The organism is Mesorhizobium sp. M0051 (genome assembly GCF_040323235.1).
Taxonomy (GTDB): Bacteria; Pseudomonadota; Alphaproteobacteria; order Rhizobiales; family Rhizobiaceae; genus Mesorhizobium.
The window spans coordinates 141,324-165,859 of record NZ_JAMYUT010000014.1 but is presented as its reverse complement, the minus strand read 5'-3'; the positions used below and the strand labels follow the sequence as shown (position 1 = coordinate 165,859).

General features: G+C 63.3%; 26 protein-coding genes. 12 read left to right on the top strand and 14 right to left on the bottom strand.

Annotated elements, in window-relative coordinates; all coding sequences use genetic code 11:
- Positions 1–175: 175 nt before the first annotated feature.
- The 5 genes from NKJ90_RS16840 to NKJ90_RS16820 all read left to right on the top strand — a co-directional run bounded on the left by NKJ90_RS16840 (position 176) and on the right by NKJ90_RS16820 (position 3,908).
- Positions 176–1,069, top strand: coding sequence for a sugar phosphate isomerase/epimerase family protein (locus NKJ90_RS16840; RefSeq protein WP_023757322.1), 894 nt, complete (start codon positions 176–178; stop codon positions 1,067–1,069).
- Between the two features lie 357 nt (positions 1,070–1,426).
- Positions 1,427–1,783, top strand: a complete 357-nt coding sequence (locus tag NKJ90_RS16835) for a cupin domain-containing protein (RefSeq protein ID WP_023757321.1) — start codon at positions 1,427–1,429, stop codon at positions 1,781–1,783.
- Positions 1,784–1,992: 209 nt separating this feature from the next.
- On the top strand, positions 1,993–2,640 hold the full coding sequence (locus NKJ90_RS16830; RefSeq protein ID WP_352486379.1) for a multicopper oxidase domain-containing protein: 648 nt from the start codon (positions 1,993–1,995) through the stop codon (positions 2,638–2,640).
- A complete protein-coding gene (locus tag NKJ90_RS16825) occupies positions 2,580–3,467 on the top strand; it encodes a multicopper oxidase family protein (protein ID WP_352486378.1) in 888 nt (295 codons plus the stop codon). The genes NKJ90_RS16830 and NKJ90_RS16825 overlap by 61 nt, the downstream gene beginning before the upstream one ends.
- Before the next feature lie 6 nt (positions 3,468–3,473).
- Positions 3,474–3,908, top strand: a complete 435-nt coding sequence (locus tag NKJ90_RS16820; RefSeq protein ID WP_023757319.1) for a YqaA family protein — start codon at positions 3,474–3,476, stop codon at positions 3,906–3,908.
- On the opposite strand, the gene NKJ90_RS16815 is transcribed toward NKJ90_RS16820, so the two are convergent.
- The 5 genes from NKJ90_RS16815 to NKJ90_RS16795 all read right to left on the bottom strand — a co-directional run bounded on the left by NKJ90_RS16815 (position 3,909) and on the right by NKJ90_RS16795 (position 6,745).
- Positions 3,909–4,481: a cytochrome b gene (locus NKJ90_RS16815; RefSeq protein WP_352486376.1), complete on the bottom strand. Its 573-nt coding sequence runs from the start codon at positions 4,479–4,481 to the stop codon at positions 3,909–3,911.
- Positions 4,482–4,783: 302 nt separating this feature from the next.
- Positions 4,784–5,431, bottom strand: coding sequence for a helix-turn-helix domain-containing protein (locus NKJ90_RS16810; protein ID WP_023757316.1), 648 nt, complete (start codon positions 5,429–5,431; stop codon positions 4,784–4,786).
- A gap of 188 nt (positions 5,432–5,619) precedes the next feature.
- Complete coding sequence (locus tag NKJ90_RS16805) at positions 5,620–5,967, bottom strand: hypothetical protein (protein WP_023757315.1); 348 nt, start codon at positions 5,965–5,967, stop codon at positions 5,620–5,622.
- Positions 5,968–5,969: 2 nt separating this feature from the next.
- Positions 5,970–6,548: a hypothetical protein gene (locus tag NKJ90_RS16800; RefSeq protein ID WP_023757314.1), complete on the bottom strand. Its 579-nt coding sequence runs from the start codon at positions 6,546–6,548 to the stop codon at positions 5,970–5,972.
- A gap of 11 nt (positions 6,549–6,559) precedes the next feature.
- Positions 6,560–6,745, bottom strand: coding sequence for a hypothetical protein (locus tag NKJ90_RS16795; RefSeq protein ID WP_031259583.1), 186 nt, complete (start codon positions 6,743–6,745; stop codon positions 6,560–6,562).
- 102 nt (positions 6,746–6,847) lie between these two features.
- On the opposite strand from NKJ90_RS16795, the gene NKJ90_RS16790 reads away from it, so the two are divergent.
- Positions 6,848–7,219 carry a hydrolase gene (locus tag NKJ90_RS16790; RefSeq protein WP_352486375.1) on the top strand — a complete coding sequence of 124 codons (372 nt, stop codon included), beginning with the start codon at positions 6,848–6,850 and terminating at the stop codon, positions 7,217–7,219.
- On the opposite strand, the gene NKJ90_RS16785 is transcribed toward NKJ90_RS16790, so the two are convergent.
- The 8 genes from NKJ90_RS16785 to NKJ90_RS16750 all read right to left on the bottom strand — a co-directional run bounded on the left by NKJ90_RS16785 (position 7,108) and on the right by NKJ90_RS16750 (position 15,622).
- On the bottom strand, positions 7,108–8,661 hold the full coding sequence (locus tag NKJ90_RS16785; protein WP_352486374.1) for a bifunctional aminoglycoside phosphotransferase/ATP-binding protein: 1,554 nt from the start codon (positions 8,659–8,661) through the stop codon (positions 7,108–7,110). The genes NKJ90_RS16790 and NKJ90_RS16785 overlap by 112 nt on opposite strands.
- Before the next feature lie 50 nt (positions 8,662–8,711).
- Entirely contained in the window at positions 8,712–8,882 is a 171-nt protein-coding gene (locus NKJ90_RS16780) for a hypothetical protein (protein WP_245266410.1), read from the bottom strand.
- A 101-nt stretch (positions 8,883–8,983) separates the two neighbouring features.
- Positions 8,984–9,748, bottom strand: a complete 765-nt coding sequence (locus NKJ90_RS16775; RefSeq protein WP_023757310.1) for an ABC transporter ATP-binding protein — start codon at positions 9,746–9,748, stop codon at positions 8,984–8,986.
- A 25-nt stretch (positions 9,749–9,773) separates the two neighbouring features.
- Positions 9,774–10,772, bottom strand: coding sequence for an ABC transporter substrate-binding protein (locus NKJ90_RS16770; RefSeq protein WP_023757309.1), 999 nt, complete (start codon positions 10,770–10,772; stop codon positions 9,774–9,776).
- 35 nt (positions 10,773–10,807) lie between these two features.
- A complete protein-coding gene (locus tag NKJ90_RS16765) occupies positions 10,808–11,656 on the bottom strand; it encodes an ABC transporter permease (protein WP_023757308.1) in 849 nt (282 codons plus the stop codon).
- Between the two features lie 24 nt (positions 11,657–11,680).
- Positions 11,681–13,030 carry an LLM class flavin-dependent oxidoreductase gene (locus NKJ90_RS16760; protein ID WP_023757307.1) on the bottom strand — a complete coding sequence of 450 codons (1,350 nt, stop codon included), beginning with the start codon at positions 13,028–13,030 and terminating at the stop codon, positions 11,681–11,683.
- Between the two features lie 54 nt (positions 13,031–13,084).
- A complete protein-coding gene (locus tag NKJ90_RS16755) occupies positions 13,085–14,017 on the bottom strand; it encodes a TauD/TfdA dioxygenase family protein (RefSeq protein WP_023757306.1) in 933 nt (310 codons plus the stop codon).
- Positions 14,018–14,503: 486 nt separating this feature from the next.
- Positions 14,504–15,622 (bottom strand): NAD(P)/FAD-dependent oxidoreductase, encoded by a 1,119-nt coding sequence (locus tag NKJ90_RS16750; protein WP_023757305.1) that lies wholly within the window; start codon positions 15,620–15,622, stop codon positions 14,504–14,506.
- Positions 15,623–15,738: 116 nt separating this feature from the next.
- On the opposite strand from NKJ90_RS16750, the gene NKJ90_RS16745 reads away from it, so the two are divergent.
- The 5 genes from NKJ90_RS16745 to NKJ90_RS16725 all read left to right on the top strand — a co-directional run bounded on the left by NKJ90_RS16745 (position 15,739) and on the right by NKJ90_RS16725 (position 22,463).
- Positions 15,739–16,644 (top strand): LysR substrate-binding domain-containing protein, encoded by a 906-nt coding sequence (locus NKJ90_RS16745; RefSeq protein ID WP_023757304.1) that lies wholly within the window; start codon positions 15,739–15,741, stop codon positions 16,642–16,644.
- A gap of 87 nt (positions 16,645–16,731) precedes the next feature.
- Entirely contained in the window at positions 16,732–18,810 is a 2,079-nt protein-coding gene (locus NKJ90_RS16740) for a hydantoinase/oxoprolinase family protein (protein WP_023757303.1), read from the top strand.
- 4 nt (positions 18,811–18,814) lie between these two features.
- Positions 18,815–20,800 (top strand): hydantoinase B/oxoprolinase family protein, encoded by a 1,986-nt coding sequence (locus NKJ90_RS16735; protein ID WP_023757302.1) that lies wholly within the window; start codon positions 18,815–18,817, stop codon positions 20,798–20,800.
- Positions 20,797–21,099 carry a (2Fe-2S)-binding protein gene (locus tag NKJ90_RS16730; protein ID WP_023757301.1) on the top strand — a complete coding sequence of 101 codons (303 nt, stop codon included), beginning with the start codon at positions 20,797–20,799 and terminating at the stop codon, positions 21,097–21,099. Before NKJ90_RS16735 ends, NKJ90_RS16730 begins: the two co-directional genes overlap by 4 nt.
- Positions 21,096–22,463 carry an FAD/NAD(P)-dependent oxidoreductase gene (locus NKJ90_RS16725; RefSeq protein WP_023757300.1) on the top strand — a complete coding sequence of 456 codons (1,368 nt, stop codon included), beginning with the start codon at positions 21,096–21,098 and terminating at the stop codon, positions 22,461–22,463. Before NKJ90_RS16730 ends, NKJ90_RS16725 begins: the two co-directional genes overlap by 4 nt.
- A 40-nt stretch (positions 22,464–22,503) precedes the next feature.
- Here the strand turns inward: NKJ90_RS16725 and NKJ90_RS16720 are convergent, their stop codons facing one another.
- The gene (locus tag NKJ90_RS16720; protein ID WP_023757299.1) at positions 22,504–23,829 is read right to left on the bottom strand and encodes an NAD(P)/FAD-dependent oxidoreductase; all 1,326 of its coding nucleotides are present in this window, start codon (positions 23,827–23,829) and stop codon (positions 22,504–22,506) included.
- 224 nt (positions 23,830–24,053) lie between these two features.
- Here NKJ90_RS16720 and NKJ90_RS16715 point away from each other — a divergent pair, with 224 nt between their 5' ends.
- Complete coding sequence (locus tag NKJ90_RS16715) at positions 24,054–24,530, top strand: Lrp/AsnC family transcriptional regulator (protein ID WP_023757297.1); 477 nt, start codon at positions 24,054–24,056, stop codon at positions 24,528–24,530.
- The last annotated feature ends 6 nt before the right edge of the window (positions 24,531–24,536 follow it).

The window sequence follows — 24,536 nt, the reverse complement described above, 5'->3', positions numbered from 1 at the left end:
CGCCCCCGCCACCCCCGGGAGAGTTCTGCTCTACGAAACTCCTCCCCATCCCCGGGGCCCCCCCGGCCCCCACACCCCCCCCCCCCCCGGGGGGCGCCGCGCCCCCCCCCCCCCCACGTCTTGTCCAGGCATCGGCTCCACCTCTGGGTCCGATGCGCAGAAGCCGGAGACGATGATGTCGCGCATTGGAATCCATTCTTTCGTCTGGTCGGCGAGTTCGGCACAGGCCGATCTGGAACGGACGTTGGCCAACACCAGGGAGGCCGGCTTCGACCTTATCGAATTCTCCTATCTCGACCCCGCCAATGTCGACGTGGGCGGGCTTGCCAGGCGCATCGCCGATCTCGACCTGGGCGTCGCGATCAGCATCGGATTGCCTGGTGATGGCGACATTTCGAGCGCCGACAAGGCGATTGCCGCGCGTGGCGTCGAAATCCTCAACGACACCATAGCGCTGACGCGCGATCTCGGCGGCCGGAAGGTCGCCGGCATTCTCTCGACCAGTCACGGACTGCAGGTAGAGGCGCCGACGCGCGATCAATGTCAGCGCAGCGCCGGCACGCTGGCGAAGGTCGCCGAGACGGCCAAGGCGGCCGGCGTCACGCTCAACCTCGAGATCGTCAACCGTTTCGAAAGCAATCTGCTCAACACCGCCGCGCAAGGGCTGGCGTTCATCGAGGATACCGGCTCGGACAACATCTTCCTGCATCTCGACACCTTTCACATGAACATCGAGGAGGCCGATGTCGGGCTGGCCATCCGCCATGCCGCAGATAAGATCGGCTATGTCCATATCGGCGAAAGCCATCGCGGCTTCCTCGGCACCGGCAATATCGACTTCGCCGCGATCTTCGATGCGCTCACGGCCATCGGCTACAGCGACGACCTCAGTTTCGAATCTTTCTCGTCGGAAATCGTCGACGAGAACCTGTCGAAGAAGACCGCCATCTGGCGCAACCTGTGGACAGACAATGTGGCGCTCGCCAAACACGCGCGCGCCTTCATCGGCCTCGGGCTGGAGACGGCGCGACGCAAGGCCGAGCTGGTTTCGGCGCAACACAGACCCTAGGCCGTATCGCGGGCGCCTGGCGCCGCCAGGCAACGAACTCGGGTTAACGGGTTCCTTAGCCGGCGCGTTGGCTGACAGAGCATCAAACGAAAAACCCGCCTGTGCGGCGGGTCACTGGCGCAAATCAGCACCATGCCTGAATATCTACCATAGCTGAGGTCACGGAGTCAAGAAAAAATTCCTATCCTGCCGGTACGAAAGCTGCCGACACCGCCGAGCTGGCTGCCGTCAGGTTTTTTGTTAAGCTGAGTTCGGAGCCCTACTGGCGCCGGTGGCGGCATTGCCCGCGGCAGGTGCATCGGATATCTGACCCGTCCGGGCAAACAATGCCCATAACGCATAGACGGAGCCAAGGACATGACACGCAGCACGATCCTCAAATTCGGCGCCGTCGAGAACGCGGAACCCGGCGATCTGGCGGGCTGGGTCGTGGTCGAAGGCAAGCCGACCATGAAAACCGCCGTCCAGCACACGACCGAGGACGGCAAGGTGTTGTCGGGGACCTGGCAAGCGACGCCCGGCACCTATCACGCGACCTACGCCGACTATGAGTTCGTGCACATGATCGCCGGCCGCATCATCATCATCACCCCCGACGGCGGCACGCCGGTCGAGGTGGGCCCCGGCGACGCCTTCGTCGTGGAAGCCGATTTCAAGGGAACCTGGAAGATCATCGAGCCGGTGACGAAGCATTTTGTCGTCAGGGTCGGCTAAGGCGGGCTGTTCGCGTGAGCCGCTGGCGGTTGGTGCCCATGGCGGGTCTTTGGCGCGATGGTTGCGCGGGCGGCTCGACCACGGACGAGTTCCAATGGCCATGATGCTGGGCCGACCAGATGGCCTAAACGCCGCATTGACCTGACCGGGTATCGGCAGTCCTCTTAGGATCGACCTCAGCGTTCAATGGCTGATCGAGGAGACGACAGATGCATCGACGCGGTTTTCTGGCGGCGGGTCTTGCGACGGTTCTTGTGAGCCAGCGCGCCATCGCCCAGATGAAGATGGACGACATGCCCGGCATGGATATGGGTGGCCACGCAGGCCACGACATGGGCGAGGCGCCGCAGAGCACGGTCGTGCTGCCGGAAGGAAAAGTGCTTCGCGACTTGCCCCGCCTTGCCAACGAAGCCGGCACCCCCGGCCTGTTCAAGGCGAAGCTGACGGCCCAGCGCGCCTCGGTGCGTTTTGCCGAAGGACTGGACACGCCGATCCTCGGCTATAACGGCACCAGCCCCGGGCCGCTGACCTTCGCGAACCGAATTCCTGAAGAGACGAGCACCATCCATTGGCATGGCATGCCGGTGCCCGCCGACCAGGACGGCAATCCGATGGACCCCGTCGCAACTGGCGCCGACCGCACCTACAGCTTCGACCTGCCGGAAGGCAGCGCGGGTTCGTACTGGTACCATCCGCATCCGCACGGAAGACGGCCGAGCAAGTCTATCGCGGCCTTGCCGGCGCGTTCGTCGTCAAACCGAAAATCGATCCGATCCCGGCCGAATATGGCGATACGGTGCTGGTCTTCACCGACCTTCGCCTCGCCGCCGACGGCACGATGCCGGACAATACGATGACGGACCTGATGAACGGACGCGTCGGCGACCATGTGCTTGTCAACGGCCAGAAGAATCCTCGGCTAACAGTTCCCTTTGGCACGAAGCGGCGTTTCCGACTTTACAATGCGACCAACGCTCGGTTCCTTCGACTTTCCTTCGATCAAGCCTCGATGATGATTATCGGAACGGACGGCGGCCTCTTGGAGGCACCGGTTGCAGCCAAGGAAATTCTTCTCAGCCCTGCGGAGCGCCTTGAACTGATCGTGTCGTTCGACAAGCCCGGCCCTGACACGCTGTACACGCTCGATTACGATCGCGGCTGGATGGGTCCTGGACGTCCTGTCGATGCCGGACTGACTCTCTTCACAGTCAATGTTTCGCGGACGCCGGCCGAGCCGGTGCCGCCACTGCCCGACAGGCTGCGCCCAATCGCGCCCCTCGGCGCCCCTGCTGTCAGCCGGCGCCTCGTGTTCACCGAAACCATCGCCATGAACGCCAGCGGCATGGAGATGGGGTTCCTGATCAACGGAGCGGCCTTCGACATGAACCGCGTCGACATCGTCGCCAAGGCAGGACAAGTCGAACTTTGGGAGATCGTCAACAAAGCGGACATGGACCACCCGTTCCATGTGCACGGGACGCAGTTCCAGGTGGTCGAGCACGAACGCGACGGCAAGGTCTCGAAACCTGCCTACCTTTCCTCGAAGGATACCGTCAATGTGGCACGCGGCGAAACGGTGCGGCTGCTGCTGCGCCAGGATCGGCCGGGGCCGAGGATGTATCACTGCCACATCCTCGAGCATGAGCAGCTGGGCATGATGGGCGTTGTCGACGTGCAGGCATAGGCCGAGGTGGCGGCGCTCTATGGCGCGCTGTTCATCAGCGCGTTCCTCGCCGCAACCATCCTGCCGGTCTCATCGGAAGTGGTGCTCGCCGGCCTGCTCGTCTCGGGTCGCGGCGATCCGGCGCTGCTCCTTGCGGTCGCCACAGTCGGCAACACACTCGGCTCCGTGGTGAACTGGATTCTGGGACGTGGCATCGACACGCTCCGAACCAGGCGCTGGTTTCCCGTAAGTTCCGACCGTTATGAGCAAGCAAGCAAGACGTTCCGACGCTTTGGCGCGTGGACGCTGCTATTCGCCTGGCTGCCGGTTGTCGGAGATGCCTTCACCATTGCGGCAGGCACGGCACGTGTGAATCTTGGGGTGTTCGTTGTTCTTGTCGCAATAGGCAAGGCCGCACGCTATGCGGTGATCATTGCGGGAGGATTGTGGGCGATGGCGTGATCAGCCGGCTTCGTCGTCGACGGCAAGCCGCACGTTCCCTTGCCGCGAAGCGGTGTTCGACTTCCCGAAGAACATGCTTCGCATGACACCGTCGCGAAACAGCACGAAATGAATAAACGCAGCCAGGATGTGAACGCCGACGAAGCCAAGCAGTATCCAGACCAGCTTTGCGTGGATGAACGCGAAAGTCCTTGCCGCGCCGACGGATGGCGCGAGCGGCACAGGCAAGGCTCCGAAAAGCCGCGCGGGAGGCATCAAAGGCATTGGCCGGTAGCCCAGCCATCCCGTCATCAGGACGGCGAGAATCGTGACGTAGAGAAGCACGTGGAAGAACGAAGTCGCAAATCGAGCGGGCCGTGAAGTTTGTCGGACAGGGGGCCGGGTGAGAATGCGCCAGCAAAGCCTGAGGACGATGATGGCAAGGATCGTCACGCCGATCGACATGTGGAGCGGAAGCCAGTTCATGGTCGCCATCCCCGGCCCGTTCATCGGTCCGAAGGCAATGGCGATCTGCGCCGCGAGCGCGATCACGGTTAGCCAATGCAGAAGACGAATGCTGAGATGCCAGCGCAAGCGAGGATTCTCTCAAATTTGAGGCCCGTCGATCGTCACATGCTCGCATGAGGCGTGATGGCGTTACCCTCTCCAATGGACCTAATCTGGCAAAAAATTATGGCGGTTCTTTACTGGACCCTCGATAACTATTGGAATCATGTCGAGCGGATGGCCGATTGGCCGGACGAATTGCTTTCCCAGCTGAGCAATGATCCTTCCCTCGTGACCGTGCGAAACTCACCAAGCAGAACGGTGCCTACATCGCCAATGGGTGCATGCCAACGCTGCGCGCCGTCTACATCATGCCCGCAAGACCGCCCTCATTCACTCATGATCTGCAATACGTCCTGCCTGACGATTTCGATGCTGCGCAGGCTGAGCAGGCGGATGACGCCCTTGTCCTTCAGTCGCGTGAAGACGCGTGACACGGTCTCGATGGTGAGGCCCAGGTAGTCGCCGATGTCCATGCGCGACATCGGCAGCTCGACCTGCTGCAATCCGCCTTGCCGCTCCGCCATATCGACCAGGAATGCAGCGATGCGTTCAATGGCATTCTGGCGCCCGAGGACCAATAGGTGTTCCTGCGCTCTCGTCAGGCCCTCAAGTGCCAACGGCAGCAGCTGGCGGGATATGTCCACGCCCGAGGCAGTCCGGAAAACCCGAACACTGGTGGCGTTGATCGCTTCGGCGAAGAAATGATGCGTCGTGCCGGCCTCAAAGCCGAATGTCTCTCCAGCCAGGTGAAAGGCGCTGATTTGCCGGCGGCCATCGGCAAGCAGGCGATAGATACGGACAGCGCCGAACTCCACCTGGTAGAAGGCCCCGGCCGTCTCGCCCTGGGCGTAGATTTCCGTGCCGGCGGGATAGAAGCTGAGTGGCTGCGGCGCTGTAGCTTCAACGGTCTCCGCCAGCCTTGGCATGGCGAGCCGTGACGGCACCAAAATTCTGGAGGTCGCATAGGCGTGCATGGCTGTTTCTCCCGGCTTGATCGGTGACACAGCAATCGCGCGAATCGAGAGGTCGTGAAATTCGGTTATATCCCTACGGGAAACTACCTAGGCCGCGGCCGGAATAGCGCGGTAAAGCGCTTGAACTTCGCGCGAACTTGGCCCGCTTTCGACGGACCAAATGCGCGCCAATTCAGGTGCGTTTCTTTCTACTTGCCCTGGATCAGGTCCATGACAGGCGGAAACGTCAGCAATACACCCACCGCCAACAAGGCGAAGGAAACAGAGACGACTTTTACCATTTCCACGTTCTTTTCGCCCCACCTGCGCGAAAGGATAAACCAGGCAACCAACCAGACGACGACCGCGCTGGTCGAGACGCCGGACAGGCCACCGGTTGGCTTGTAGAACGTGAAGAAGTGATTGAGGGATGTAAACGCATCGCCGGCCAAGGCGAATATCCCCATCGCGGCAGATCCAATTCCGGCGGCCAGGATGGCGGCCGCACCTGGACCATTGGGAACCTCTTTAGTCCTGATAGGCGTGATATTGGCCATGACTATTGGCCCTCCTGTTCACCAGCGATGATCTCGATCATTGCGCCACCACGCACCGGAGCGTACTTGTTGAGAAACGCTCCAAAGGCTCCCGCGACTCCTGTCGCAACGAAAGCAACGACGGCAAAGCCGATGACGGCGGTGCGGATTTGCTTCTGCTTTGCCAAAGCCGGCCCGTATTTAGCAAAGACATAGGCGACCATGGTCATGGCAATCGGGGCAAGCCAAGCCACGTGTTCCTTCCACTCCATGCCCAAGCTGTGCCATGCGGACGTCTTCGGGCTGGAGGTCAGCAGGAACTTCGGGTAATCGGCCAGATCGGTAACCCCTTCGGGCACGACCGCCCGGTACCATGGGTATACAATGTAAGCACCCGACAGTACCGCACCCCAGGCAAGGACGACCATCACCGAGAGGTAAAGCAAAAGCAGATTGTGTTCTCTGATGGTTGGGACCGACGCGGCTCCAGGCGCGGACATTCGATAGAGCTCGGCCAGCGCTGCCGAAAACGCCAGCATAAAAAGCGCCCCAAAACCCATACCGTGGAACACTGTCATAAGATCGCGAAAAGAGATTTCCATGATGTCACCTCCTACGTCGACATGATTTCGATTAGAAACCCCTGGGGCATTTCCGCTTTGATCAGGATCAATTCGTGATGATCATCGTCAATGGCAGGGATTAGCAGCTGTACTTGAGCAATACTGATGACGATTTGGAGGATGGATCGCGGGGCTGGCAATCCGCGAAACACCGGCCCGATCGTCGATCTGCTCACCGGGGAGCACTCCTCCGGGAAGCGGCAACAGGCTCTGCCCCTTCAGCGAGACCTGGCCAACCGCAACGGCAAAGGCATGCGCATCGATGCTGACGGAGATCAATGATGGCCGGGATCATTGCCCGTCAGATGGCGGTTCAGGCAATGCAGACGAATGAAAGGCCTCGGTACGACGCCAGCGTCAACACCACCGGCTGCTGCCCCAGGTTCAATCCCGAGGGCTGGGACGGTCAGGAACTGCAATTCAACGACAAGCGATTCGTCAATGCCATGAACCGCGGCGTCATGCATATACGGATGATCATGGGCATCCGCGAGAAGCTCGGACGCCTCGCGTGCCTCTCTTGTCCATCACCTTCCCGTCAGGAGGCTGTGCGCAGGGTTTCGGAGGCATCGCCATCGGAAAACCTTCTCAACTCCGCGACGATATCGGCAGGCTTCCGATCAGCGCCGACCTTGCGCCAGGTGGATTGAGTGCCATTTCTCCGTAACTGTCGCGAGAGGATATCTATGGTGGCGTCGGAGGGACCCCCTTTGCGCTCGCTGACCCGTTGCCAGAGAACAAGCGGATCCGCTTCCAGCCAGAATCCGGCGACAGCCACGCCCCTGTCACGTGCCGCCTTCTCGATAAGTTCACGATCGGCGAGCCTGTCAAACACGGCATCAGCGACAACCGATCCACCCTCCGCAAGGATCAGGCCGGCCCGCCATGCCATTTCGCGGTAGACGCGGTCAGAGACTTCTGGTCGATAGGCTCTATCCGGCAGCCTGGTTTCGGCCGGCACTCCGTGCATGGCCTTGCGGACGCGGTCGCTTTCGACGATGCGGGCACCGGGCGGCGCACCGACATGGGCGGCGAGCGCCTCTGCAATGGTCGTCTTGCCCGAACCGCTGAGGCCACCGATTGCGATCAGCCTTGGAGGCCCGCGTACGAGCAGAGTTCGAGCGAGTTCGAAATAAGATCTGGCCTCGGCAATCAGTTTTTCGGAATCGTCGCTGCCTTCCTCGACCTGCGTTGCGGTGACATGCGCGCGCACCGCGGCTCGAACGGCCATGAAAAAGGGCAGGAGGATGAAGCCATCCTCGTCGTCAGCCTCGTCGAGATAGCGGTTCATCACCAGATTGGCGAAGTCCGGAAAGCCACGGTGCCAGAGGTCCATCAACAAGAAGGCTAGATCGTAGAGTATATCTATGCTGGCGATCTGGTCGTTGAATTCGATGCAATCGAAGAGGCGGGGTTCGCCATTGAAAAGACAGATGTTGCGCAGGTGCAGGTCACCGTGGCACCTGCGGATCTTGCCGGCTGCTTCCCGGCGGTCGAGCAATCCGGCATGGCGGGCGAGGGCGGTGCGGCAGGCCTCGGCAAAAGTCTCGATCTCCACTTTTGTGAAAACATGGCTGGTCGCAAAGCCGGCCTCATTGATGTCCAGCACGCCCGAAAGATTGGATGAGCCGCTGCCATCGTGGATCGTCGGGGCGGTGCGGTGGTAGCTGACGATCATGCGGGCAACCGCGGTCATCAGCGCCGGCGACAATTCTCCGCCAGTTGCCATCTGATCGAGAAGCTTCGACTGATCGAGGCGGACCATCTCGATCGCCGCGTCGACCATTCGGCCGGCGCCATCGAACGCAAGTTCGCCGTCGGCCTCGCGTGTGATGCGACGCACACCCAGATAGAGGCCGGGTGCGGTCTTCGAGTTGAGTTCCACCTCTTTCTCACAAGCGGCCAGCCTGAGCGTCGGTGTCGAGAAATCGACATATGGCAACTTGACCGCGCGTTTCATCTTGTAGGCGCGTTGGCCGACCAGAAAAATAAGCGAGATATGAGTTTCGATCGCCTCGACCGACCCGGCCGTGTCATATGAAGCAGGATCGAGCAGAAAAGCGACAGCGGCTTGCTGGTCTTCAACGATCATGTCTGCCTCCTTTGTGCCGGTGTTGCGCGCCGGCGTCCCGCATCAGCGCGCTAGTGCTGCAGCGTCTGGACATAACCAGCCAACCCATGGATACGTTCCGTGGTGACGATTTCTCCACCGTTTTGGCCGTATTTCCTGGTATCGCCAGGAAGGAATTGGCGCCCCCAGACCGGCATGTCGCGATCGCCATGCTCCGGCACCGTGGTGCGGCCGTCGATCACCGCGAAAACGCGCCTGCACAATTGGCACTGTGGGACGTCTGTCAAAGATCAGTCACTGCCGAGGGCACTGTGCGAATCTTGTACCCTGTAAGGGGGCTTGGTCAATGCAGGCCGAACTCGCGCAACAATTCCTCGCGATAGCGCACGAACCTGGTTTCGCTGCGGTCGCGCGGACGTGGCAGGTCGACGTCGATCAACCGCGCCGCACCGCCTTTCTCCTTGGGCAGGATCAACACCCGGTCGGCAAGATAGATCGCCTCTTCCAGATCATGGGTGACCATGACCATGGTGACGTTCTCCTCGCTCCAGATGCGAGCCAGTTCTTCTTGCATGCCGATCTTGGTCATGGCATCGAGAGCGCCTAGCGGCTCGTCGAGCAGCAGGATCTCGGGCTGCACCGTCAACGCCCGGGCAATGCCGACGCGCTGGGCCATGCCGCCGGAAAGCTGCCGGGGAAAGGCGTCGGCGAATTCGGCGAGACCGACGAGCGCGATGTAGAAGCGGGCCTTCTCCTCGGCGTCCGCCTTCGCGACGCCCCGCACCTCGAGACCGAAGGCCACATTGCCGAGTACGGTCAACCAGGGAAGCAGGCGCGGTTCCTGGAAGATCACCGCCCGCTCGGCGCCGACACCGTCGACCGGCTTGCCGTCGATCGCGACACGGCCACTGTCGGCGGCCTCCAGCCCGGCAAGGATGCGCAGCAGCGTGGTCTTGCCCGACCCGCTGGCACCGACGATGACCAGACATTCGCCGGAACGGACATCGAGGTTAAGCGTACGCAGAACGGCAAGCTGACGTCCGCCGAGTGTGAATGATTTCGACAGGTCGCGGATCGAGACCTCTCCACCGCCTTTGGTGCCAGTCATTTCAGTCCCCAGTCCATCTCAGCTGTCAGTTCGTCTTGGTTTCGCCGCGCCGATACAGAATGTCGGCGGCCTTCAGTTTGCCCTTGGCCAGGCGGCCGTCCCGCTCCAGTACGCTGACCCAGAAGTCGATGTCGCGGTCGGTCGCTTGTGCCCCTTCGCGCAGACCAAAGCCGGTCCAGTAACGCGCCAGGTCGCCATTTTCGCCGCGCTTGTCGAGGATGCTGGCGAGCACCTTGCGCGCTTCGTCCGGGTTCTGCCTCGACCAATCGGCGGCGCGGGCAGACTGTTCGACGAAGTGACGGGCAGCTGCCGGGTTGGCGGCGATGAAGTCGCGCCGCAGCACGACGAAGCCGCCTGCGAGTTCGCCCAGCACGTCCGTATCGTTGAACACGCCGCGCACGCCGCCATTGGCAACCAGCGCGCCGGCGAAAGTTGCCTGCCAGTAGCCGAGCCCAGCAATATCGACCTGATGCGAGCGTAAGGTCTGCTCGAGCTGTGGACCAGGCACGACGACGAGGTTGGCGGCATCGGGCGGCAGACCGACGCTGTGCAGTGCTTCGCGTACCGTATAGTCGAGATGGGCGCCGAGTGTGTTGACCGAGATGGTCTTGCCGGCAATATCGGCGATCGATTTGATCGGGCTGTCCGCGAGCACGTAAAAGACGCTTTTCACGTCCTTGTTGATGCCATTGCTCGGGTAAGCGGCGACGAAGTCGTTGCCGCCGGAGATCGAGTTGATCACAGCGGCCGTGGCTGCCGAACCGAGATCGACGCTGCCGGAGGAAAGTGCAAACAACGATTCCGGGCCGCCGGTGGCGTAGCCGACATTCTCCAGCTCGACACCGAGGTCCTTGTAGTAGCCGAGCTCGTCGGCGAGCTCATGCGGGGAGATGCTGCCGCGGCTGGCGAGGTAGCGGAATTTGACGGCTGCGGCCTGCGCAAAAGCGAAGCGGGGCAGGCCGGCGGCGATGATGCCGGCGGCAACGGGGGCGCTTGCAAGCAGGGAACGGCGCGTGATTTTCATGATCCGGTCTTTCCTAGGATGAGAGGAGGGGCTGCTCAGTTGACGGGATTGCTCCAGCGGCACAGCCGCCGCTGCAGGATAACCAGAACCTGGTTGGCGATCAGGCCGAGGCTGGCGAGGATGACGATCGCCGCGAACATCAGCGGGATCTGGAAATTGTACTGCGCGTTCATCACCTGGAAGCCGATCCCCTTGTTGGCACCGATCATTTCGGAGGCGATCAACAGCAGCAGTGCCGTGGTGGCGCTGAGCCTCAGTCCAACGAAGATCGACGGCACGGCGCCGGGCAATACGACCCGGCGGAACACGGTGAGCCGCGTCGCGCCGTAGACACGCGCCATCTCGAGCAGCTTCGGATCGACTTCCTTGACACCGCTGGTGGTGTTGAGCAGCAGCGGAAACAGTGTCGCCCAGAAGATGACAAAAATCTTGGAGGTTTCGCCCAGCCCGAGCAGCAGGATGAACACAGGGTAGAGCGCCAGTGCCGAGGTCTGCCGGAACAGCTGCAGTATCGGGTCGAGCGCGGTCTCGACCGCGCGCACCTGGCCCATGAACAGGCCGAGCGGAATGGCGACCGCGACGGCTGCTGCGAAGGCAATGCCGGCACGCTGCAGGCTGATGGCGATGTCGCCGAGCAAGGCGCCGCCGGCGAGCCCTTTCCACAGAGCGGCAGCGATCATGTCGATGGGCGGCAGCACAGCGGCATTCACCCACCCGGCGCTGCTCGCCACCTGCCACAGCACCAGAAACCCCACGAGGACGCCGTAACGTGACAGGAAGCGGCCTGCGGTCAAATTGCCGAGGCGCAGTAAATCGATACCGATGTTGGTCCGGTGTCCGTGCGTGCCGATGACGGTCGGCTGTTCGACGTTCTGCAAAGTCATCGTCTTGCCCTTCGCTTCAGAGGGTTATTCGGCGGCCAGCACGGTCGAGCGAGCTGATGTCCACGGGTTTTCGGGACGTCGGAGGCCAAGGTTCTCGCGCAGCGTCCGCCCTTCATAGGCGGTGCGGAACAGGCCGCGGCGCTGCAGCTCCGGAATCACCAAATCGACAAAATCGTCGAGCGCACCCGGCAGCCACGGCGGCAGGATGTTGAAGCCGTCGGCCGCCTCATTGGTGAACCATTCTTCCAGTTGATCTGCCACCTGGGTGGCGCTGCCGATGACTGTGTAGTGGCCTCGCGCCGTCGCCACCCACTGGTAGAGCTGGCGGATCGTGAAGTTGTGCTCGTCGGCAATCTGGCGGATCAGCGCCTGACGGCTCTTCATGCCTTCAGTTTCCTTGGCTACCGGCAGCGGTCCGTCGAGCGGATAGCCGGTGATGTCGAGCGTCTGGCCGGCCAGCGCGTTGAGCAGGGCGACGCCGTCCTCGGGCAGGATGAGACCATTCAACTGCTCATATTTGGCGCGGGCTTCTCCCTCGGTACGGCCGACGAAGGGTGCCACGCCAGGCATGATCAGCACCTGGTCGGGATCGCGGCCGACAGCCGCCACGCGCGCCTTGATGTCGCGGTAAAACTCTTGTGCCGTCTCGAGCTTTTGATGAGCGGTGAAGATCACCTCGGCCGAATGCGCGGCCAGCCCGCGCCCATCCTCGGACTGCCCGGCCTGCACCACCACCGGATGCCCCTGCACAGGGCGCGGCACGTTGAGCGGACCCTTGACGCTGAAATGCGCGCCCTTGTGATTGACGTCGTGCAGCTTGTCCTTGTCGTAGAAGCGGCCCGACTGCTTGTCGCGGATGAAGGCGTCGTCCTCCCAGCTGTCCCACAGCGCCTTGACGGTCTCGACATGTTCATGCGCCCGGGCATAGCGGTCGGCATGGTTGGGCTGGACATCGCGGTTGAAGTTCTGGGCGGTCTCGTCGCCGGCCGAGGTCACCACATTCCAGCCGGCACGGCCGTTGGACAACAGATCAAGCGACGCGAATTTGCGCGCCAGCGTATATGGCTCCTCATAGGTGGTGGACGCGGTGGCGATGAAGCCGAGATGCGTGGTGAGCGGCGCTAGGGCCGCAAACAGCGTCACTGGTTCGAAACCGGCGATCTTGGCATTGCCGCCCTCGCGGGCGCCGAGCCCGACCGTCAGATTGTCGGCGAGGAAATAAGCGTCGAACAGGCCGCGCTCGGCGGTCAAAGCAAGCTTCTTATGGAATTCGAAGCTCGTGGCGCCGTCGGCCGGCGCGTCGGGATGGCGCCAGGCGGCAATATGCTGTCCGCCACCAGGCAGGAAGGCGCCAAGCTTGATCTTTCTGGGCATCGTCAGTTCCCTTTGTTTCCTTTGTCGCATGGAGTTGAAGGAGGTTCGCTCTGCTCAGGCGGCCTTGATCCTCGCCGGCTTGGCTGATTTCGTACGGCTGACGCTGCGCCGTCCGTCGACTGCAATGGGCACGTCACCGTCGACAGTGGCGCGGCGCACGACCCGGCGCTGATCGCCGTAGTCATTGACGGCGTAGTGCTGCGTCGCGCGGTTGTCCCAGATCGCCACGTCCCCCGCTCGCCAACGCCAGCGGACGGTGTTTTCAGGGGCGGTAACGTAGGATTGGAACAACTCGTAGACCCTGTGGAAGTCGCTTCTGGACAAGCCAACGAACCGCTGCACGAAATTGCCCAGAAGGAGGGTGCGCTCCCCGGTCTCCGGATGCACCCGGACAACGGGATGCTCGGTCTCGTAAATCGTGGAAGTAAACACCTCATCGAAGTGTTTTGTTTCGGCTTCGGTCGCCCGGGGTCTCACCGCGGCGTAGTCATAGGCATTGCTGTGAACGGCCCAAAGATCGTCCGCGAAACGCTTCAGCGTTGGCGGCAAACTCTCATAAGCTGTGGCCGTGTTTGACCAGATCGTGTCGCCACCAGCCGACGGAATAACCACGCCGCGCAAGACCGAGAACTTGGGATAGGCGTCAACGAAGGTGACGTCGGTATGCCACTGGTCGGCGCGCCCGCCACCGCGGCTGGAGTCAAGCTCGAGGATCGACGCTGTGCCGACCACAGGCCCTTGCGTCGGATGCGGAACGAGGTCGCCGAGCTGTCGGGCAAAACGCTCCTGCTCGGCATCGTCAAGGTGCCCCTGGTCGCGGAAGAACACGACCTTATGGCGCAGGAGAAGCTGATTGATTGCCACCACGACCGCATGTGGCAGGTCACCGGATAGATGTACGTTGCGGATCTCTGCACCGACACGTGCTGTGAGTGGCGTGACGTCCACTTCCAGTGCGGCTGCATTGGTGAGATCGGGATTTGTCATGGTAATCTCCAGGCGAATTGAGCGTTGGTTGGGGAGTACTCAAACTGGCCGATGGCCTGCCGGCGTAGGGAGGAACTGGCCGATATTCTTGGGCATAATGGTTCGGTCCTGTCGGCTCTTGGAAAAAGTCAGTCGCAGTCACGACAACGACGACAGAGTAGTCATTCTACAAATTCTATAGAGAAACCAGATTGCGTGTTTTACTCTGCTATTGAAAATTCTCAGTCGATAAAGCGCGAAGAGGATGGCTGAGATGCCAAGCCGACCGGCGCACGGGCTTAAGGTTGAACCGAGCAAGGCAACTGAAACCGGCTGACAACCTAATCTTAGTCTGAGGTGCGAAGCGAAGGCTGGAGAAGGCAAGGCAACCGCAGACGTTGCCGGCGGCAGCATTTGCCCAAAGCACAGTTCATCCGGCGCCATGATTGAGCCTGACGTTCCGTGCCTTCTCGGGTGTGACGCGGACTGAAGCTTTTCGCCGCAGCTTCAGATGCCTTGGTTGAATCGATCGATTCTGAAATCGCCGAGCGGCGTTTCACAACGGTCAGTCATGATGAGTTCGGCCATGGCGTCGCCCACGCCCGGGCCGAGCTGGAAGCCGTGTCCGCTGAAGCCGAAGGCGTGGAACAGGCCCGGCGTCGTCGCCGAGCGCCCCATGACCGGCAGCATGTCCCTGATATAGCCCTCGCAGCCGGACCATGTGCGGATGACTGCGACCCGGGCGATTGCCGGCAGCAGCCGCGCGACGGCGCGCAATTGCAACGCAAGGCCCATGGGATCGGCGACCGCATGGCCTGGATCGAGGCTTGCCGACACTCTTTCGGCCGCGCCGCCGAAGACGATGTTGCCCCGCTCGACCTGGCGCAGATAGGCGCCATGCTCCTTGTTGCGCGTCCAGATGCCCACCACCGGCAGAATCCGATTGGGCAGCGGCTCGGTAACACCCATCTGCGGACCGCGGGCGTCGATCGGTACCTCTTCGCCGAACTGTGCGGCAATGCGCGCGCCCCAGGCTCCGGCGGTGTTGAGCAGGCAGTCGGCGGCGAATGCACCTTTCGAACTGGCGACAAGGAAACCGCAGCCCGTGTACGTGATCTTGTCCACCTCGGCTTCCTCGACGATTTCGGCGCCGAGCTTGCGTGCAGCTTCGGCGAAGGCCGGCGCGATCAGCCGCGGATTGGCGCTGCCATCTTGCGGCGAGAACGACGCCGCGATCGCCTCGGGACCGAGTCCGGGAAAGCGCGCGCTAATCTCGCGTGGGCGGAGTTCCTCCAGATCGAGCCCCCACGGTCGCGTGGCTTGCGCATAGGCCCGCATGTCGGCAAGGCTTCCTTCATCGAAGATCAACCGGATGTGACCGGTGGCGCGAAATTCCACGTCACGGCCAAGCATTCTTTCGGCCTCGCCCCACAGCCTGAGCGAGCGGTGGGCGAGTGGAAGCTGGGACAGATGGCGCCCCGTGCGCCGGATGTTGCCGAAGGAGGCGACTGTCGCTCCGGTGCCGATCCGGTTGCGCTCGACCAGCGTTACGCGCGCGCCACGCCTAGCAAGGAAATAGGCCGAAGCCGTTCCCATAAGCCCGCCGCCCAGCACGATCACATCCATAGTCGTTTCCCAGTGCAGAGCGGCTGATCCTTGGATGTGCCCATCTTGTTCGCGCCGCGGTGTTGCGTCAAAGATGCGTTTGGACAGAAGCCATAAGCTCTACCTATGGAGTGGCAATGCGGGCCCGGCAGCTTGAAGTCTTCATCGCCGTCATGCGCGCGGGCACCGTGACTGCCGCGGCCCGGATGCTGAACATCTCCCAGCCCGCCTTGAGCCAGATCGTCATCCACACTGAGGATGAACTCGGCTTCACGTTGTTCGAGCGCGTCAAGGGCCGGCTGCGGCCGACCCCGGAGGCGCTCGAGATATTCGCCGATGCCGAGAGGCTGTCGGCGGGGCTGGAGGGTTTGCGCCGCAAGACTACCGACCTGCGTCTTGGCCGGACCGGGCTGGTGCGGATCGCGGCCTCGCCGCCGCCCGCCATGGCGATATTGCCGCGCGCCTTCACCGGATTCCGGGCGCAGCATCCAGAGATACTGCTGCGGTCTCATATGGCTCCGATCGCCGCGATCATCGACATGCTGCGTGCCGGCGACGTCAGCCTCGGCGTGGCCATGGACGACCGGCTGCCTCCGGACATCGAGGCGGAAGTGATCGGCAGCGTCGGCTTCGCCTGCCTGCTGCCGACCGGGCATGCGTTGGCCGGGAAGACCGAGCTGACGCTCGCCGATCTCGCCAGCGAGGACTTGATATCCTATCGCGGAAACACCCGTCCCGCCGACGAGCTGGCTCACGCTGCCCGCGCGCAGGGTGTGGCGCTTTTGCCGTCGCTCGAGATCGACGTGTCGATCTCCGCGGTCGGCTTCGTGCAGGCCGGCCTGGGTGTCGCCCTGGTCGACGCGTTGCTGCCCTGGCATCAGTTTGCCGGGATTGCCGTCCGGCCGCTCTCGGCAGGCCCGGAGTTTCCGATTGCGCTGCTGACGTCGCGCACGCGGGCTCTTTCGCGGGCCGATGAGATGATGCGCGACCAAATCCGTGCGGCCTGCTCCCTCGTGCTGGGCGGTGACAAGGCAAGGGCATAAGCAAGACTTATATCATTCGTCGTCATACGTCTTGGACCTCGCCATCCTGTCATGTCAGCTTTGGAGGCAGACAGGAAGGGACGCATCATGGATGGTGCCATCGCGGTGGACGAGGCGCAAAACGAAGCCGACTGGAAGGTCGGCGTCGACATCGGCGGGACATTCATCGATTTCTGCGCGCTGGAAGCCCGTTCCGGACGAGTGGCCTCGCTGAAAGTGCTGACAACGCCGGAAGATCCGGGTGCCGAACTGATCACGGGCCTCACGCTTCTTGCCGAACGTGAAGGTTTTGATCCGACCCGCATGACGCGCTTCGTGCACGGTACGACCATTGGCATCAACACCATCATCCAGCGCAAGGGCGCACCGCTCGCGCTGTTCACCAATGCCGGCTTCGAGGACGTCATCGAACTGGCGCGGCTGCGAATGCCGGACATGTATTCGCTGTTCTGCTCGCGGCCGGAGCCGCTGATCTCGCGCGACATGGTTTTCGGCATTCCGGCCCGCATGCGTGCCGATGGGAGCGAATCCCAGGCGCCGGACATGGCGGCGGTAAAAACGGCGGTGGCAGTGGCGAAGGCGAACGGGGCGCAAGGTATCATCGTGTCCTTCCTCCATGCCTGGCGCAATGCCGCTCAGGAAGCCTCGGTGAAGGCGACGATCGCGCGTCTTGCGCCGGAGCTCTTCGTCTTCTCCTCGGCCGAGGTCTGGCCGGTCATCCGCGAATATGAGCGTAGCTCGACCGCCATCCTCAACGGCTATGTCCATCCGCGCGTCTCGGGCTATTTGACGGCGCTGGAAGAGCGGCTGAAGGACCACGGCGTGCCGGCCCGCCCCATGCTGACTAAGTCGAACGGTGGGCTGATGAACGCTGCCGAAGGCAAGCGCGCTTGCGTGAACATGCTGCTGTCGGGAACTGCCTCCGGCGTCATCGGCGCCTCGTGGCTGGCGCGTCAGGCCGGAGAGGACAAGATCCTTACCCTCGACATTGGCGGGACCTCGGCCGACTTCGCTCTCATCATCGACGGCGAGCCGCAATTCGGGACAGGCGAACTGATCGGCGAATTTCCGCTCCATATCCCCTCCGTGTCGGTGAGCTCGATCGGTATCGGCGGCGGCTCGATCGCCAGTGTCGATGCGCAGGGAGTGCTGCGGGTCGGACCGGAATCGGCCGGTTCGACGCCAGGACCCGCGTGCTACGGCCGTGGCGGCGAGCGGCCGACGGTGACGGACGCGATGGTGGTGTGCGGATGGCTTGGTCACAGCGAGATGGCCTATGGCCAGCTCAGAATCGATACCGGCCTGGCCCATCGCGCGGTCGGCGAGCTTGCCGCCCGCCTCGGCCGCCCCATTGAGCAGACCGCGCAGGCAATCCTCGACATCGCGGTGTCGGAGATGTTCGTCGAGGTCGAGAAGCTTGCTTCGCGCGCCGGCGTCGATTTGCGCGATTTCACGCTGATGCCTTTCGGCGGCGGCGGCCCGATGCTCGGCGCCTTTCTTGCCCGCGAGCTCGGCATGAAGCGCGTCATGGCGCCGCGCCGTCCCGGCGTGGTATCGGCGTTGGGCGGTCTGGTGGCGGATCTGCGCGGCGACTTCATCCGCACGGTCTTCACCCCATTGTCGGGCGCTACGCTCCCCGCAATTGGCGAGGCGTTCGAGGCGCTCGCGCATGAGGGGCGCGGCTGGCTTGCGGCGCAGGGGCACGACTCGGCAGCGGAACTCACTATCTCCTGCGACATGCGCTACTTCGGCCAAAGCTATGAGATCGAAGTCGTCCTTTCGCCGCAATGGCTGGCAGACGGCGACGTAGCCGCTATCGAGCAGGCCTTCCATCTTACCCACCAGCGGCTTTACGATTTCCACGATCCGGACGGCGAGATCGAGCTTGTCGATATCAGGCTGTCTGCCATAGGCGCCGGGCCGAAACTCTCGCTTCTGGAGACCGAAGAGGTCGACGTTGCGGCCACCCCGGCGCGCCGTCTCCCGGTCTACACCGGTGCGAGCGTCGAAACCGTCGACCTCCACGACCGCCAGGCCCTCGTGTCGGGCAGCACATTCGACGGACCTGCCGTGATCGTTCAGGAAGACACCACGTTCGCCATTCCCGCAGGAGCGCATGCACGGGTCGACCGCTATCTCAACCTTCTGCTGACCTTCGCGGAGTGAGGCCATGTTTGATCGGACAAACCTTCAGGTTCTCGCGAACCATGCCCGCGCGGCGGCTGAAAACATGGCCCATACGCTGCACCGCACAGCGCACTCCGCCTTCGTCAAGGAGACGCAGGATTTTACGGTCATGCTGATGGATCGTTCGGGAGCGACCTTCGCCGTGCCGATGGAGCTTGGTGCTACCTGGTATCCGGGGCTTTCCTATCACCGCGCTATCGCGATGGTCGGCGACTACCGGCCGGGTGACGTTGCCTTCACCAACGATCCCTATTCAGGCCACGTCGCCACGCACGCGCCCGACACCCATTTGTGGAAGCCCGTCTTCGTCGATGGCGAGATCGTCGCCTGGACGGGAGGGCACATCCACAATACCGACATGGGCGGCGCGGTGCCGGCCTCGCTCAGCCGCGCGCTGACCGAAATCCATCAGGAAGGCATCCGCTTTCCTCCCATGAAGCTGGTGAGAGAGGGCGTCTTCGACGAGGCGATCCTGCGGATCATGAGAACGAATGTGCGCAAGCCAGATCTCAACATCGGCGACATCAAGGCCCTGGTCGGCGCGCTCAACACCGGCGAGCGCAAGGTCCAGGCAATGGTGGGGAAGTTCGGCAAGGCCGGCTTCGTTGAAGGCGTTGCGGCTCTTCTCGATCATGCGGAGGCGCAGGCGCGCGACGTGCTGCGCGCCATGCCCGACGGCACATGGGAATTCTGCGACTATGCCGACGAGGATTCCGTCGAGGCCAATCCGTGCCGGCTGAAGCTGACGCTGACGATCAAGGGCGATGAGGCGGTGCTCGACTTCACCGGCTCCGATCCGCAGCTCGGCTCTTCGCTCAACGTGCCTTCGGGTGGCGACCCGCGACACACCATGCTGCTGGTGGGTGTCTACTACGTGCTCTACACGCTCAATCCGAAGATCCTGCTCAACACGGGTCTGACCCGGCCGTTCACCTGCATCGCACCCACGGGTTCGGTGCTGAATCCGATACACCCCGCGGCTGTCGGCATGCGCTCGCTCACCTGCGCCCGGCTGCGGTCGGTCATCTTCGGCGCCTTCTCGCAGGCAGTGCCGGAGCGCCTGCCCGCGGCGCCGGCCGGCAACAACTGCATCGTCAACGTCATGACCACGGACGAGCGCACCTACCGGACCATCATCACAGCGGTGAATCCGGTGGTGGGCGGCGGCGGGGCGATGCCGCATCGCGACGGGACCAACGGATCGGGCGCCGATGCCGCCTATCTCAAGAACACGCCGATCGAGATCACCGAGACCGAGACCCCGGTCGAATTCGTGAAATACGGGCTCGCCAAGGACAGCGGCGGGGCGGGCCGCTGGCGCGGCGGGCTGGCGACCGAGATGGCCTTCCGCGTCTTTGCTCCCGACTCCAGGATCACGGCGCGCAACCGCGACCGCAGCTTCTTCCGTCCCTGGGGTGTGCTGGGCGGCAAGGCCGCCGGCCTGTCGGACATGGTCGTCAATCCAGGAACCGGGCACGAGCGGCGGCTGGGCAACATCGACACTGCGGTTCTGCAGCCCGGCGACGTGCTCGAGATCCGCTCCGCCGGAGGCGGCGGGCGCGGCGATCCGTATGAACGCGAGGCCTGGCGGGTCGCGCAGGATGTGCGGCGCGGCTATGTGTCACCGATTGTTGCCGAGCGCGACTATGGCGTCGTCATTCGCGATGGCGAGGTCGACGAGCAGGCGACCGCGAGGCTGCGCGCGGGGCACAAGCCGTCCGCTGGCCATTTTCATTTCGGTGCGGAGCGGGAAGGCTACGAAGCGCAGTGGACTCCGGCGGCCTATGATCGGCTCACCGCCATATTAAGGGATCTGCCGATCCATTGGCGGTTCTTTGCCAAGACGGAAATCTTCCGCCGTATGAAGGAGCGCTCCGGGCCGGAGGGTGTCCAGGCGGCTTTCGATGACGTTTGCGAACGCTTTCCCGAACTGCCGCGTCCTCACCCTGTGCGAGAGGCCGCGGAATGATCACGACCGGCCGTATCGTCCGGCTGGCCGAGCGCGACCGGGCGGCGGTGCATTTCTTTCTCGACGGGCAGACCGATAGTGCTCTCGCGGGCGATACTGTGTTGACCGCGATGCTGGCGTCAGGACACGCCTTGCGAATGTCCGAGTTCGGACCCGAGCCGCGCGCCGGCTTCTGCCTGATGGGAGCCTGCCAGGATTGCTGGATATGGCAGGAGGAGGGGCCGCGCCTGCGGGCGTGCACAACCCTGATAGCCGAAGGCATGCGGTTGCGCACCACGCCGCCGCAGAGTTGGCCGTGAGTGAGGCCCCGTCGCCGCGGATCGTGATCGTGGGCGCTGGCCCAGCCGGCATAAGGGCGGCGGCGGCACTTGTCGATGCGGGCCTCCATCCGGTGGTGATCGACGAAGGGCAGCGCGCCGGCGGCCAGATCTATCGTCGCGCACCTGACGGGTTCGTCCGCACCCCGGAGCAGCTCTACGGGTCGGAGGCGGCGAAGGCGCGCGCGCTGCATGCGCTGTTCGATCGGTTGGCGGCGGACGGGCGGCTCACTCATTGCGCGGGACGCTCGGTCATCGCCGTGCAGCAAGATCGCCTGCACGTGCTGGGGGAGGGCGGCATGCAGCTAGTCAGCTATGACCGCCTGATCCTTGCCACCGGCGCATCCGACCGTGTCGCTCCGGTCCCGGGCTGGCAGCGCGCCGGCGTCTACAGTCTTGGTGCGGCGCAGATCGCGCTCAAGGCGCAGGGTGTGGCGCTCGGGCAGCGGATCGTCCTGATCGGATCGGGGCCTTTGCTAACGTTGGTCGGCGCCCAGCTTGTCAAGGCTGGAGGGAATGTGGCGGCAGTATTGGATACCTCCTCCTGGCACCAGCAAATGCAGGGGTTCTGGGACCTTGCCGCCCGGCCGTTGGTCGCGCTACGCGGTCTGGTCCTGCGGGCGAGGCTCGGCGGCCGCTACCATGCGGGCGTGACGCTCGAACGGATTGATGCCGACGGGAAGGGTGTCACAGCGATGCGCTGGCGCGACGCCGGCGGAAGGCAGCGTCTCACTCCATGCGACACGATAGGCATGGGCTGGCACCTGCGGGCGGAGACGCATCTGGCCGACCTGGCGGGATGCGCTTTCACCTATGATGAGCGGTGGCGGCAATGGCTGCCAAAGACCGACCGGATGGGGCGTGCCGGCAGGGGCGTCTACCTAGCAGGCGATGGGGTTCGTCTTTTGGGAGCGGACGGCGCGGAGATCGCGGGGCGTCTGGCTGCGGCGGCATGCCTTGCTGATCTTGGATTGCCAGCGCCCTCCACGGCGGGCGATCTGCGCAAGCTCTCGCGGCTCGAGCGCTTCGCCCGCGGCCTGGCTCGCGCCTTTCCTTGGCCGGCGGCGATGGTGCGGGCACTCCCCGACGACGCGGTCGTCTGCCGCTGCGAAAACGTGACTGCCGGAGCCGTACGTCAGGGTGTGGATTTCGGCGGGGGCGAGGCCAACAGGGTGAAGTCGCTATCGCGCATCGGCATGGGGCGATGCCAGGGGCGCTATTGTCAGTTGGCCGGTGTCGAACTTATCGCGGCGCAGACCGGCTGCACGCCTGGCGCTGTCGGCCGGTTCCGCGGGCAAGCGCCTGTCCGCCCGGCGCCTATCGGCGCCTTTCTGCGGGACGGCTGATGCGATCCGTGCCGTCCTGGGATGTCTGCCTGTATCAAGTCTAGAAATCGGCAACCTTCCCCCAGGCCGAAATGTCGAAGCGCCTGGGATCATAGGATTGCGGATCGACGATCGGTTTGGAGCCGGTCATCAGATCGGCGACGAGATGCCCGGCGCCGGGTCCGATGCCGAAGCCATGCCCAGAGAACCCGGCAGCCAGGAAGAAACCCGGAACTGTATCGATCTCGCCGATGGCAGGCACGCCGTCCGGCGTGCTGTCGATGTAGCCGGCCCAGGCCGCGCTGATCCTGGTTTGGCGCAGTGCCGGCAGCAACTCGAGCGCCCGCGCGTGGGTCAGGCGGATTGTTGCCTGGTCCGGGACCGGATCGAGGATGCGCATCCGCTCCATCGGCGTCGGCTGGTCGAGCTGCCAGTGCCGGAGCGTTTCGTGGCCGCAGCGCATGCCCTGCAGGCCGCCAGGTGCGAGGCTGCGCCAGCGCTTCAGGAACATGGGCAGGAATTGCGACGAGAAGCGGAACTGCTGCGGCGTCACGTCCACGCGCCCGCGTCCGCTTATGGCGAGCGTGTAGCCGCCGTCGCCCCGGCGCGTGGCCGAGATCCTTGCTGTGTGCAACGCATCCGGCAGACCCTCCGCGCCGGGCGATACGGACAGGATGGAGGAACGGATCGACGCCTGCGGAAAACGGAAACCGAATTGGTGGCAAAAGGAGGAGGCCCAGGCGCCGCCGGCCAGCACCGCCACCTTGGTCCGGATCGTTCCACTTTCGGTGACCACGCCGCTCAGGCGTCCGCTTTCGGTCTCGATACCGCGCGCGGCGCAATTCTGGTGCACGGTGCCCCCGAGCTTGAGGATGGCGCGGGCGACCGCGGGCGCGGCCCGCGACGGATCGGCGGTGCCGTCGGTCGGGGAGAAGACGCCGCCCTTCCATGTCCGGCCCGTGGCGCGGCCTCGCTCGCTGGCCTCGGCGCTGTCGAGCATGTGCGTGATGACACCGGCCGTTTTGGCGAAGTCACGCCAGCGTGCCCAGCCGGCCAGTTCCGCCTCGTCATTGCTCAGATAAAGCAGGCCGCAGCGGCGAAAGCCGGTGTCTTCGCCAGTCTCTGCCGCAAAGCTGTCCCACAGGTCGAGGCTTCTTGTTGCCATCGGCAACTCGCGGGCGTCGCGGTTCTGCTGGCGGCACCATCCCCAGTTCCTCGAGGACTGCTCGGCGCCGATGCGGCCTTTTTCGACAAGCGCGACCTTCATACCGCGCCCGGCCAGATAGTAGGCCGCGAAGACACCGACGATGCCGCCGCCGATCACCACCGCGTCGGCGGATTGCGGCAGTTCGCCGGATGTCTCGATTTGCTGCAGCGGCGCGCGCATGATCCTCTCTACCTTGAAGCTCCAATCTACCGCGTCGCGCAGGCAGCCGCTGCCGCAGTTGAAGCCGAAGCAGAATTTTATTCCGGCAGCTCGGTCGAAATCGGGAGCCGATGCGTTTCAAAGCGCTGTCCGCTTGGATGGACAGGCCAGCGGGCTGTGCTAGTGTCAATGCCTATGAGCAAGGCAGCATTTTGTGCTGTGGCATGCGTTGTGCGGAGACGACCGTGAAACTGGATCGGATCGATATCAAGATTCTTCACGAATTGCAGAAGAACGGCCGCATCACAAATGTGGAACTGGCTGATCTGGTGCATCTGTCGCCGAGCCCGTGCCTGATGCGGGTGAAGAAACTGCAGTCGGAAGGCTACATCGAAGGCTATTCCGCGCAGATCAATATCGGCAAGCTCGGCCAGACGCTGACCGTGTTCACCGAAATCACCTTGAAGAACCATCGCCAGGTGGACTTCGCCCGCTTTCTCGCCGTGGTGGAGAAGATCGACCAGGTCATTGAGTGCCACCTCGTGTCGGGCGGCTACGACTATCTGATGAAGTTCGTCGCCGCCGGCATCGGTGAGTATCAGACCATCATGGAGCGGCTGACCGACATGGATATCGGCATCGACAAGTATTTCAGCTTCGTGGTGCTGAAGTCTCCCATCGTCAAGGCGCATATACCGTTGCCCAGCCTGTTTCCTAGGTGAGGCTGC

Coding starts and splice junctions, on each gene's coding strand:
- NKJ90_RS16840 (WP_023757322.1), top strand. CDS start 176: ATGTCGCGCATTGGAATCCATTCTTTCGTCTGGTCGGCGAGTTCGGCA.
- NKJ90_RS16835 (WP_023757321.1), top strand. CDS start 1,427: ATGACACGCAGCACGATCCTCAAATTCGGCGCCGTCGAGAACGCGGAA.
- NKJ90_RS16830 (WP_352486379.1), top strand. CDS start 1,993: ATGCATCGACGCGGTTTTCTGGCGGCGGGTCTTGCGACGGTTCTTGTG.
- NKJ90_RS16810 (WP_023757316.1), bottom strand. CDS start 5,431: ATGCACGCCTATGCGACCTCCAGAATTTTGGTGCCGTCACGGCTCGCC.
- NKJ90_RS16805 (WP_023757315.1), bottom strand. CDS start 5,967: ATGGCCAATATCACGCCTATCAGGACTAAAGAGGTTCCCAATGGTCCA.
- NKJ90_RS16800 (WP_023757314.1), bottom strand. CDS start 6,548: ATGGAAATCTCTTTTCGCGATCTTATGACAGTGTTCCACGGTATGGGT.
- NKJ90_RS16790 (WP_352486375.1), top strand. CDS start 6,848: ATGATGGCCGGGATCATTGCCCGTCAGATGGCGGTTCAGGCAATGCAG.
- NKJ90_RS16785 (WP_352486374.1), bottom strand. CDS start 8,661: ATGATCGTTGAAGACCAGCAAGCCGCTGTCGCTTTTCTGCTCGATCCT.
- NKJ90_RS16775 (WP_023757310.1), bottom strand. CDS start 9,748: ATGACTGGCACCAAAGGCGGTGGAGAGGTCTCGATCCGCGACCTGTCG.
- NKJ90_RS16770 (WP_023757309.1), bottom strand. CDS start 10,772: ATGAAAATCACGCGCCGTTCCCTGCTTGCAAGCGCCCCCGTTGCCGCC.
- NKJ90_RS16765 (WP_023757308.1), bottom strand. CDS start 11,656: ATGACTTTGCAGAACGTCGAACAGCCGACCGTCATCGGCACGCACGGA.
- NKJ90_RS16760 (WP_023757307.1), bottom strand. CDS start 13,030: ATGCCCAGAAAGATCAAGCTTGGCGCCTTCCTGCCTGGTGGCGGACAG.
- NKJ90_RS16755 (WP_023757306.1), bottom strand. CDS start 14,017: ATGACAAATCCCGATCTCACCAATGCAGCCGCACTGGAAGTGGACGTC.
- NKJ90_RS16750 (WP_023757305.1), bottom strand. CDS start 15,622: ATGGATGTGATCGTGCTGGGCGGCGGGCTTATGGGAACGGCTTCGGCC.
- NKJ90_RS16745 (WP_023757304.1), top strand. CDS start 15,739: ATGCGGGCCCGGCAGCTTGAAGTCTTCATCGCCGTCATGCGCGCGGGC.
- NKJ90_RS16740 (WP_023757303.1), top strand. CDS start 16,732: ATGGATGGTGCCATCGCGGTGGACGAGGCGCAAAACGAAGCCGACTGG.
- NKJ90_RS16735 (WP_023757302.1), top strand. CDS start 18,815: ATGTTTGATCGGACAAACCTTCAGGTTCTCGCGAACCATGCCCGCGCG.
- NKJ90_RS16730 (WP_023757301.1), top strand. CDS start 20,797: ATGATCACGACCGGCCGTATCGTCCGGCTGGCCGAGCGCGACCGGGCG.
- NKJ90_RS16720 (WP_023757299.1), bottom strand. CDS start 23,829: ATGCGCGCGCCGCTGCAGCAAATCGAGACATCCGGCGAACTGCCGCAA.